The 10,428-nt window shown below is 37.5% G+C and carries 11 protein-coding genes; 2 read left to right on the forward strand and 9 right to left on the reverse strand.

Translation table 11 applies throughout. The features are described from left to right. The first annotated feature begins 25 nt into the window (after positions 1–25). A complete protein-coding gene (locus tag B0B05_RS13545; protein WP_076784154.1) occupies positions 26–565 on the forward strand; it encodes a hypothetical protein in 540 nt (179 codons plus the stop codon). Positions 566–610: 45 nt separating this feature from the next. Here B0B05_RS13545 and B0B05_RS13550 read toward each other — a convergent pair whose 3' ends face one another. The 3 genes from B0B05_RS13550 to B0B05_RS13560 are packed head-to-tail and all read right to left on the reverse strand — an operon-like array spanning position 611 to position 2,601. Continuing rightward, complete coding sequence (locus B0B05_RS13550; RefSeq protein ID WP_076784155.1) at positions 611–1,450, reverse strand: glycosyltransferase family 2 protein; 840 nt, start codon at positions 1,448–1,450, stop codon at positions 611–613. After that, positions 1,447–2,061 carry a recombination mediator RecR gene (gene recR, locus B0B05_RS13555; RefSeq protein ID WP_076784156.1) on the reverse strand — a complete coding sequence of 205 codons (615 nt, stop codon included), beginning with the start codon at positions 2,059–2,061 and terminating at the stop codon, positions 1,447–1,449. The genes B0B05_RS13550 and recR overlap by 4 nt, the downstream gene beginning before the upstream one ends. A 45-nt stretch (positions 2,062–2,106) precedes the next feature. Continuing rightward, on the reverse strand, positions 2,107–2,601 hold the full coding sequence (locus tag B0B05_RS13560; protein ID WP_076784157.1) for a dihydrofolate reductase: 495 nt from the start codon (positions 2,599–2,601) through the stop codon (positions 2,107–2,109). A 157-nt stretch (positions 2,602–2,758) separates the two neighbouring features. Between B0B05_RS13560 and B0B05_RS13565 the strand changes: the two genes are divergently transcribed. Further along, positions 2,759–3,778: a glutaminyl-peptide cyclotransferase gene (locus B0B05_RS13565; RefSeq protein ID WP_076784164.1), complete on the forward strand. Its 1,020-nt coding sequence runs from the start codon at positions 2,759–2,761 to the stop codon at positions 3,776–3,778. Between the two features lie 57 nt (positions 3,779–3,835). Here the strand turns inward: B0B05_RS13565 and B0B05_RS13570 are convergent, their stop codons facing one another. From B0B05_RS13570 to B0B05_RS16675, 6 genes are all read right to left on the reverse strand, one after another. Next, a complete protein-coding gene (locus B0B05_RS13570; RefSeq protein ID WP_076784158.1) occupies positions 3,836–4,285 on the reverse strand; it encodes a DUF6759 domain-containing protein in 450 nt (149 codons plus the stop codon). Then, a complete protein-coding gene (trmB, locus tag B0B05_RS13575; RefSeq protein WP_076784159.1) occupies positions 4,278–4,958 on the reverse strand; it encodes a tRNA (guanosine(46)-N7)-methyltransferase TrmB in 681 nt (226 codons plus the stop codon). Before trmB ends, B0B05_RS13570 begins: the two co-directional genes overlap by 8 nt. A 314-nt stretch (positions 4,959–5,272) precedes the next feature. Continuing rightward, positions 5,273–6,079 (reverse strand): hypothetical protein, encoded by an 807-nt coding sequence (locus B0B05_RS13580; protein ID WP_076784160.1) that lies wholly within the window; start codon positions 6,077–6,079, stop codon positions 5,273–5,275. 150 nt (positions 6,080–6,229) lie between these two features. Next, positions 6,230–8,959 carry a T9SS type B sorting domain-containing protein gene (locus tag B0B05_RS13585; RefSeq protein ID WP_084173982.1) on the reverse strand — a complete coding sequence of 910 codons (2,730 nt, stop codon included), beginning with the start codon at positions 8,957–8,959 and terminating at the stop codon, positions 6,230–6,232. A gap of 114 nt (positions 8,960–9,073) precedes the next feature. Next, positions 9,074–9,901, reverse strand: a complete 828-nt coding sequence (gene tsf / locus B0B05_RS13590; protein ID WP_076784162.1) for a translation elongation factor Ts — start codon at positions 9,899–9,901, stop codon at positions 9,074–9,076. Between the two features lie 291 nt (positions 9,902–10,192). After that, positions 10,193–10,428: hypothetical protein (locus B0B05_RS16675; protein WP_159435883.1), on the reverse strand; the 236-nt coding region annotated here is incomplete at its 5' end.

Below are 10,428 nucleotides of genomic sequence, written 5' to 3' on the forward strand. Positions count from 1 at the left end.
TGAAAGGAAAACTAAAAAGACAGCCATGAATGAAACATTAAACAGCATCAGGAACAGGCCAAGATTTAAACTTTATACGCACCTGTCGCCAGAACAATATGAAGATAACCTCAGAAATTATTTGGAAAAAAACCAAGACCGGTTTTTCGGGAATATCAATCGGGAGGTGGCCACAATTTTTGTAAAAACGCAGGACGAAAATTACTGGAAACCCAATCTGGCATTGAGAATAGAGCAGGAAGAAGGCACAACGGTCATCCGTGGGATCTTTGGTCCCTCCTCAGCCGTATGGACGTTTTTTATGTTCCTCTACTTTCTCTTTACAATTGCCTGGATGACGTTTTTCACACTTTACTATGTAGAAAAACAGATTAACACCAATAACTATGTCTGGGCATTGCCCTGCTCGTTTATTGTCCTTCTCCTGATTGCTCTGACATATGCCGCGGCAAGATTTGGACAGTATAAATCCAAGGACGAAATGGCTCTGCTAAGACAATTTGCTGAAGAATCGACTTTTCCCATCGAGAAACCTGCTGAACAAGAAGAAGGTACTATCAAATAATTTCCGTAGAAGCACTGCAATTATATTATGTAACAGAAAATACTCTTAACTGTTATTTTTCAGTTTTCTTTTCTCTATGTTATGCTTTAGTTTGAGGCCCAGTCTCATAATAATATATTGGAAAGGCTGCTGTCTTCTATAATACTTTTTGATAAACAAATCCATTGCGCCAAAAAATCTGGAGAGGTAAAGCCCGTCTTTTATGGTGCTTTCCCCCTTGTGGTGAAGTATTGCGTAGCGGCCATAATAATAATTTTTATAACCTCTCTGCAAGATGGTGTAACAAAGATCAATATCTTCCCCATACATAAAGTACCGCTCATCAAAGCCTCCTACTTCCTCATAAACCGTTTTTTTCATCAAAAGGTTGGCCCCGGTCATGATATCGACTTCGGCTATATCAGTTTCATCGATGTCATTCCTGTAATAGGTTTTGGAATCGTTGCTGAGTTTTGTAAACAGTTTTTCGAAAGAATTGACGAGCGCAGGAACAGACCTTTTGCTTTCCGGCAAAAACAAGCCTTTCGCGTTATGCATCCTGAGGCCTACCGCACCCAATGCATCCTGACTATCAGCAAAATCAAGTACTTCTTTAAAATAATCACCTTCAATCTCAGTATCCGGATTCAGGATGTAAACATATTCGGCTTTTGCCTGTTTTACGCCCAGATTATTAGCTTTTGAAAAGCCCAGATTTTCATCCAACAAAACGAAATGAACTTGTGGGAACTCATCCATCAATGCTTTCCAGGAAGGATCTGGTGAATGGTTGTCCACAACGATGATCTCGTAATCAAAGCCCAAAAAATTTTCCTGAATAGAAAAAATACAGTTTTTTAAAAAACCGGGCACCTGATAATGTACAATAATTACACTTACTTTCATGATCCGGCTTCGCTATAGACAGTTCTGTTGGTTATCGATCTTCCTAAAGAGATCTCATCGGCATACTCCAGCTCATCACCTACCGCAATCCCTCTGGCAATACTGGAAAATACAACAGGATAATTTTTAAACTTTTTATAGATATAATAAGCTGTAGTATCCCCTTCCATGGTAGCACTGAGCGCAAAAATAAGCTCCTTCACGCCGCCTTCTTCCAGCTTTTTTTCTATGCTGCCAATTCTCAGCTGGCTGGGTCCCACGCCTTCCATGGGAGAAATCTTACCTCCCAAAACCAAATATTTGCCACGGTATTTGCCGGTATTCTCGATGGCCATCACATCCCGTACATCCTCCACAATACACAATATGTCATTATAACGTTTATCATCGCTGCAAATATCACATATCTCAGAATCAGAAAAGTTATGGCATGCTTTGCAATACTTGATATCTGTTACAAGCGTCTGGATGGCGGTTCCCAGAGAGACGCCCTGAGAGGCAGGCTGCCTCAGCAGGTGAAGTGCCAGCCGCAGTGCCGATTTTTTCCCGATACCCGGAAGCCCGGCTATTTCTTCGACAGCTTTTGATAAAACTTTGCTTGGATAATCCATAGATTAATGATGAGCAGAATCAGGTAGAGAATCTGCGCCTGAAAATTATTTTTGATTGATTCTCTGATACGTCTGGAAACAGTAATCGTAGTTATTTTTATCGTCTTTTTCGTGGCAGGATTCATCAGTTTTCTGCCATACTTTAGGATCAATTTTTGGAAAAAAAGTATCTGCGTCGAAATCGCCCTTTACCTGAGTGATCTCCAGACGCTCTGCCACATCCAATGTTTGCTTATAAATCTCGCCGCCACCAATGATAAAAAAATCTTCATTAATTTTTTTGGCAAATTTGAGTGCTTCTTTCAAGGTTGACACAATCAGGATATCTTCTGCAAACCAGTTCTCTTTGCGGCTTACAACAATATTGGTACGGTTGGGCAAAGCTTTGCCTATACTTTCATAAGTTTTTCTGCCCATCACTACAGGATGATGTTCGGTAACCGATTTAAAATGTTTGAGATCTGCCGGCAGACGCCAAAGCAACTGATTATCTTTTCCCAGAGCATTTTTGTTACCAATAGCAGCAATTATTGTTATCATATTACCTACAAATCTAATGTTTTATACTTAATTTAAGAAATATTTATGAAAATTTACTTTTGATTATTTTGTATTTTTGGCCATTAATACAAAACAAATAATCTTCACACAACATGCGTGGCAGTGCAGATTTTTTAAAAATAAAAAAATAATTGTGATGAAAAAATTGATTATTGCATCGGTAATTGCACTCTTTATCTTAACGGGCTGTAACAAAGACAAAGACATCCTTAATACGCTGAATGATTATAACATCAGCCAGCAGGATAAAGGCTACCATTTTGGGGACAAGCTCAACATTCCGCAGGATGTGCTGGATTATGCCGAGGCCATCAGCATCAGTTTTGGAGATAAGGAAACAAGCAGCCTTTCTATTGATCCCAAATTTTTCTCTTTGGGCGAAAATGACGTTACATTCAATATAAAAACAAAAAGTGGCGAGGTGCTGCAGCAGGATGCCACCATCAATGTTTTTGCAAAAGCCAAAGCCCGACCGATTGCTTACGAAATTGCCAACCAATACCCGCATGACACCAATAGTTTCACAGAAGGCTTTGAACTGCACGGCGATACGGTGCTGGAAAGTGTCGGTCTGGATGGGAAATCTAAAATACTAAAATATACCTTAGGCAGCCGGACACCAATTTTGGAAGTCCCACAACCCAGCAACATTTTTTCTGAAGGTATTACCCTGCTGAATGACAAAGTTTACCAGCTGACTTACAAGGCAAAAAAAGGATTTATTTATGATTCTAATTTTAAACTGATAAAGGAGTTTAAATATCCGGATGTGATTGCAGAAGGCTGGGGAATGACCAACGACGGCAAAAACCTGATTGTATCCGATGGTTCCAAAAACATCTATTTCCTGAACCCGGAAAATCCGTCACAAATTGTACGAACGATTGCAGTAGCCAGCAATACCGAAGCGTATGATCAGATTAATGAGCTTGAGTACCATAACGGCTCTATCTATGCCAACGTCTGGCAAAAACCAATCGTTTTACAAATTAACCCTGCCAATGGCGAAGTAACCGGCATATTAGATTTTAGTAATATTGCGAAACAAAACACAACCAACGAAGACGATGTTCTTAATGGTATTGCTTTTAAGGGTGACAACATGTTAATTACCGGTAAAAACTGGAGTAAAATCTATGAGGTGATATTGAAATAACCAACCAACCTACCATCAAAAAAGAAGCTTCAATCTTTACCGATTGAAGCTTCTTTTTTATTGTACCGTTTCTATGGTATCAACATTTTTTACAACAGCATACCGGATGCTGAGTAATGTATTTTCGGAAAATGTCTTATGAGTATAATAAGGGCTCTTGCAAACTTCGGAGCGCATCTCATAATTCCCTTGTTCTACAACTATACTTTCTGTTTTTTTTGCCGCTACAGGAATCTTGTAAGAATGCGGCCCTACAATATGCATTGTAAAATCGCAATTGGACTCGTTCCTGATCATCAATACCATATCTGTATTAGCTGCATCTGTATTGAACTGATTGAGCAGGCTCACCGCTTTGTCCTCGATTGTTTTTGGCATGCTTCTCCGTTTTTCTGCCCTCAAAATTACGGCAGGATCATTAGCCGCATAGACCGGTGACACCTCATTGCGTACAGAACAACTGGTAAGGCTCAAAAAACCAAGGATTGCAATAAGCCGATTATTCATCTTTCAGTTTAAATTTTATATAGGTAATGGTTTTACCTTTGGACGAAAACAATTCCTCGTAATAAGTACGGATATCCTTTAACAATGGTGTATCGGGCATATATTCAGCCGCACCGTAAATATCGTGATGCGCCGTGAGAATCTGGTGTCCCAAACCTTGCAAAAGCCCCAGGGTATAACCATGCAAAAACTCAGAATCTGTCTTTAGGTGGATGATGCCGTCTTTTTTGAGAATCTTTTTATACATCGCCAAAAACTCAGGATTGGTAAGCCTGTGTTTGGTTCTTCTGTATTTGATCTGCGGATCTGGAAAGGTAATCCAGATTTCGGAAACCTCATTCTCCGCAAACAGATGATCTATCAGCTCTATCTGAGTCCTGACAAAAGCCACATTATTTAACCCTTCCTGAATGGCTTCTTTAGCTCCAAACCAAAAGCGGGCGCCTTTTATATCAATACCTATGAAGTTTTTTTCCGGAAAAGATTTGGCCAGTCCTACAGAATATTCGCCTTTACCACAACCCAGTTCCAAAACGATCGGATTATTATTCCCAAAAAACTCCGCCCATTTGCCTTTGTGCTCAAAGCTGTTGATGGCCTGCTCTCTGGTTGGCTGAATAACGTTTGGTAATGTTTTGTTTTCCTCGAACCTGGCTATTTTATTTTTCCCCATTATAATAAGTCTTTCCTTTAAAAATTTTTCGGGTACAAAAATAGTCAATATTAATTAACCAAATCATCAAGCCATAACCTGACAGAAAAAACCTTTGTATATCAATATTGAGCACTAAGTGGATAAAGAAACAGAGCAAAGGTACAAGACTCAAATAATCCGTTTTAGCCTGAAAATATCATTAATTCTCTTCAATAATATAAATTCTCCAAAAAAATTCAGGAAAACCAATCTCTCAAATTGACTTCAAAAAACACTTTTTTCTATCAATAACGAAAAATCATGCAGGAAAATTATGCAAGCTGTATGGGAAATTATTTAGAAACCGGCTGATCATTAGATACCGACATGAGGTGAGAATTCTGCACACGTTTGAGGTATATCGGCAGATACTTTTCTATATAAGTTTTGGTGGCTTCGTAATTATTGGTTTCCAGAAAGGTTGTAATGTTATCGGAACTGTATACAAACTGTAAAAAATTAGGAATCAGCTGCTTCGGAATCTTGAGGCTGATAAAATAGTCATCGCCGAAATAATTCTGCAGGTTTTCTATATTTTTGCTCATTCTCTCGTACTGCTGATAGCGTTCTTTCTTTTTCTTCTCTCCGGAAATCAAATCAAAAATACTGTCTATGCTAAAACTAAGCCCCTGATTAAATGACAGGACAGGAATCTCAGGTGGCAAACCGTTACCTTTTGGCTCTGGCAGGCCAATCATTTTTCTCAACTCAAAAGCTTTTTCTGAAGACTTGAGCATGGCAACATCTTTCCTAAGATTGCCAGTAGGCCGAAAAGAGCTGATAATTACTTCCTGAATCTCATAGTAAGCAATCTGCAACTCCACAAAATTTTTGGGCGATGCCAACATTTGGCTGGTTACTGTAATGTCTTTACGCTCTGTAACAATGGAAGTGAAACGGATAATATCGCCTTCTTTGGCATCAATCCTAAAATCGCCGTTATAATTGGCCAGCACACTTTTGTGCGCATTAAGATTGGTTATATAAACCTGATTGAGATACAGATTGGATTTGTCTCTTATAAATATTTCTCCACCATAATACTGCCCATAGATAATGGTTGCAAAAAACAACAAAAATGTTGCAATAATCTTCTTCATAATATTGGCACAAATTTATAGAGATTTAGAAATATGTACACCACAAAAAAAAGCTATTAAGGTTAAAATTTTATTAAACTTTATCAGCTATATGTTAAGGTATTAAAAATAAATAACTGTTTACAAAAATAGTTTGATGTTCGTTGATACTTAATAAGAATTTCTGTTTTTAAGGAGTATCCAGCCATTCATTACATCTAGATCTGCACCTTCAAAATCCTGCCATTGCAAAAGGTACCAGTAGGTAGATGTTGGGAGCGCACTTCCGTTATCTTTGCCTGTCCAAATAAACTTATTTGCAGAAGACCCTTCGAAAACCTTTGTCCCTTCTCTGTCAAAAACCTGAAATTTTGGATTCATTTTATATGATAATATAGACATATCTATTGTATCATTTTTACCATCATCATTAGGTGTAATAATATTAGAAATACCAATCACTGCAAAAACCTGGGTAACAGGATTACAATCGTAGCTATTATCCGCTGATTTTACAAATGCAGTATAAAGACCTTTCCCATCAGTTACGGGAAGAGTATCAGACAGGCTGTAATCCTGCAATAATGGCAATGGCTGTATAGCAATTCCTTTTCTTATATAGTATCTGTAAGGTTTTTTTCCTCCAATTGCATTGATGGAAACTGATGTTCCATCAATCACATCAATCGTTTTTATCTCCGGTAATTCAAAAGTTTTGAGCACAATTTGAGCTGGCGTACTTCTGTTATCACAACCGTAACTATTGGTCACCACTACGTATACGATTTTATCCGGCTCAGAATGATAGGCGGATATTTCTCCTGTAGGAATCACCTGTGAAAGTGCCGCATCTTTATAATAGGTATATTTTGTAAATGTTGCATCCTGATTGATTGGTTCAAATGCCAATTTCAAATCGTAGTAGCCTTGGCCGTCATAATCAACACATTCAGTTATTTCTGTATTGTTCAGCTTGATTTGAACAATATTAACTGTTACGGTTATTTCTTCTGAATCTGGAAATGTTCCTATACTTTCAAAATAATATTTAAAAGTCACATGATCTGCTGTTGTGTTGGCTGCATCAAAATGGATTTTACCACCACTATCTACATAAGCATTACCACCATCAGGCTGCTGAGATATAAAGGTTTTGGTTATATCAATTGCTGCTGCAGTTGAATCGGTAAATACAGGTGTAATGACAGGAATGCTATTACACGCTCCGATTGTATAATTTTTGGGAGTGCCTATTGCTGTACATTTGAGATATTTAAACTCCTTGGTTGTTTTAGCAGGCAGACAGGACAGCTTGGTTACTTCACATTTATAATATCCAAATTTAGTCCCCGGCGTTATATAATAAGTATTCCCTGGATACGAAACATAGGTAATATTATCCAGACTGTAAAACCATTCGTACTTGTCGTAAATGTCATCTACTACTAGCTCTTGTCCTTTTGCACAATCTCCTACTTTTGAAATAGACGGTATTGAACTAAACCCTGCAAAATAACCGCCGAAGCCGATGTTTGAAGAACCTCCGGCAATACCGGCCGTAATCGCTTTGTTATTTTTAGATTCAACAGTAATATTACCTTTTACATTAAGTACTGAATAAAGTTCCCAATCACTATTTCCTAAAACAGCATAAGGTCCCAAAACTCCTGTCTTGGAATTATTGACATAAACATCCGCACCTGCCTGCGCAATGATATTAAGTTTGACATTATTAGAGATGATTAAACCATCATAAGACGTCTGCACCTCATTCTCATCCACTGCACTCAGTTCATCTATTTTACTCGGCAGAAAACATGATAAAGCTGGGATAAGATTCATCCCCCCAGAAGCTTTTTCATTAGCAGAACTACCAGCTAACAAAGCATATACGTATGCATTTTTAGATGTTTTTACATGCAATCCATACACATTATCTGATGCTGAAAGCGGGAAATAATCAACACTGTCTATAAAAACAAAATCACCTGCTTTGCTCAACTGATAATCTGCTGTAGATGTCATGTTGTTATTAACAAAAACATCTGTATTATCTTCGGTAGCAATAATAAGTGTTTTCTCCATCACAGATGGGCTCGGAGAATTTAAATTACCATTACCGTTCATAATAATGGATTCCTGTCCTGTTTTTTCTACTGGCACAGCCTGATCCATAAAAATATCAACACCTGTATCTGCAGTTCTCCCAGAAAAACTACCATTGGAGACACTTATTGGTTTATCACTTTCAATTTTGGCTCCAATTAGTCCTTTTTTAAAATTCTGTACATTACTATTATTGATTTCAAAAATATAGGATTCATCTTTATTAAGGACAACAGTTTTTGTAGGTAAACCAGCAGGATCATTGGTGAAAACCAAAGCAGGATCATAGCCTGATAAAGTGACAGTCGTTCCGTTTTCTGTTGCAATAACACTGACAGTATGGTTCGAGGTACCTGATGGACTCCATAGACTAACTTCAGGCATGCCAATATAAAATTTATTCCCTAATCCCGCTAAACCTTTTGAGGTTACAATCTCGGCATGATTAAGAACGGAAAACCTGAGATTTGCAAAGTACTTTTTATCCCCTATAAGATGAAGTCCTTTACTAATAACAGACATACGATCCCTATCCTCTTCTGTTATGATATACTCTCTGGGAATATCAAACTTACCGGGTGATCCTTTGCTAATTGCTACTTTACCTATAAGTCTACCGGCATTATAAACACTTACTTCAAAAGGTGTCGTTTCGCTGGTTGATAGATAGATTGACTGAAAGTTGTATGTAGAGCGATAATTATTCCCCATCGGGGCAAACCAATGTTCATAGTCCATTTGTGCAGAGAGACAAACTGACATCATCAGCATTGCAAAAAAGAAGATCTTTTTCAAAATGTAAAAATATTTAGGATACAAATGTAATTCAAATTATTGTTAGAGGATATAGGTACATAAAAAATCCCACTGCAAAAGAACAGTGGGATTGTTGTATTATAAAGGTCAGGATTAAGAAAGAGCTACTCTTACAAAACCTGTTACTTTAAGATCCGGGTTAACAGATTTTACATAATCTGCAACAGATTGGCTTCCGTCTTTGATAAAAGATTGGTATACCAAAGTGTTCTCTTTGTAGAACTTCTGCATTTTACCTTTCAGGATATTATCGATGATGTTAGCCGGCTTACCTTCTTTGGTAAGGATTTCTCTCTCGATTTCCAATTCTTTATCAATAGTTTCCTGAGAAACCTGAGTCTCGTCAAGAGCAATTGGGTTCATTGCAGCAACCTGCATAGATACAGATTTTGCAACCTCTTCAGCACCGTCTACGTTGGCAGAAAGAGCTGTGATAGCAGCAATCTTGTTACCAGCGTGGATATAAGCACCTAAAAATGCACCTTGGATGCTTTCAAAAGCACCAATCTCAATTTTTTCTCCAATGATACCAGTCTGCTCGATCAATTTATCTGCAACAGTCATCCCATTAAATTCTGAAGCCAAAAATTCTTCTTTATTAGAGTACTCGATAGCCTGCTCTGCCAATTCATAAGCCAACTCAACAAAAGCCTCATTCTTAGCCACAAAGTCAGTTTCACAGTTAAGGGAAATAACGGCACCTAATGTGTTATCTTCGTTTACTCTTGCGATAACAGCACCTTCTGTAGACTCTCTGTCAGCTCTGTTAGCAGCTACTTTTTGACCTTTTTTTCTAAGGATTTCGATAGCTTTTTCAAAATCTCCTTCAGCTTCTGCCAAAGCTTTTTTGCAGTCCATCATTCCTGCACCTGTTGTGTTTCTTAGTTTTGCTACGTCTGCAGCTACTGGTGTATAAGACATAATATTGATTGTTTTTTATTTAATTTTTAGTTTTCTCCTTCATGTTTTCAGCGTGCAAATATAGTGATTTTTATAAAATTAATCGTAAGACCAATTAATCTTGACAAAAATTTAAGATACCTCCATAATTCTCTTCAACAAGAAAAATACAAACACTTTTTTAATATGTAATAACATCCTCAATAACAATTATCTTATTTTTACGTTTGTAATTGATAAGACAATATAATATATCACTATCAAACGGATAAACACACAAATGAGTAATATTCCTTCATAAAACATTGTTTTTCAATATGTTTTTATAAGAATACAAAAACCCACCTCTCTGTTTTTCAGAACAATTCTGTCTGTATCCAAGGTGGTTTTCTTCGTTTTTTCTGTTTCGTGTAAGTTCTCCTGCTGTTCTGTACCATCCAAAATATTTCCAGATGGCTGATTAAATGAATCCTGATGAGTGCCGCAATGGTAGAAAATGCCTTTTTGCTCTTTGATTTTACACGTAGAACCTGCAACAGTAGCTGTGC

This window comes from Epilithonimonas bovis DSM 19482 (genome assembly GCF_900108115.1).
GTDB lineage: Bacteria > Bacteroidota > Bacteroidia > Flavobacteriales > Weeksellaceae > Epilithonimonas > Epilithonimonas bovis.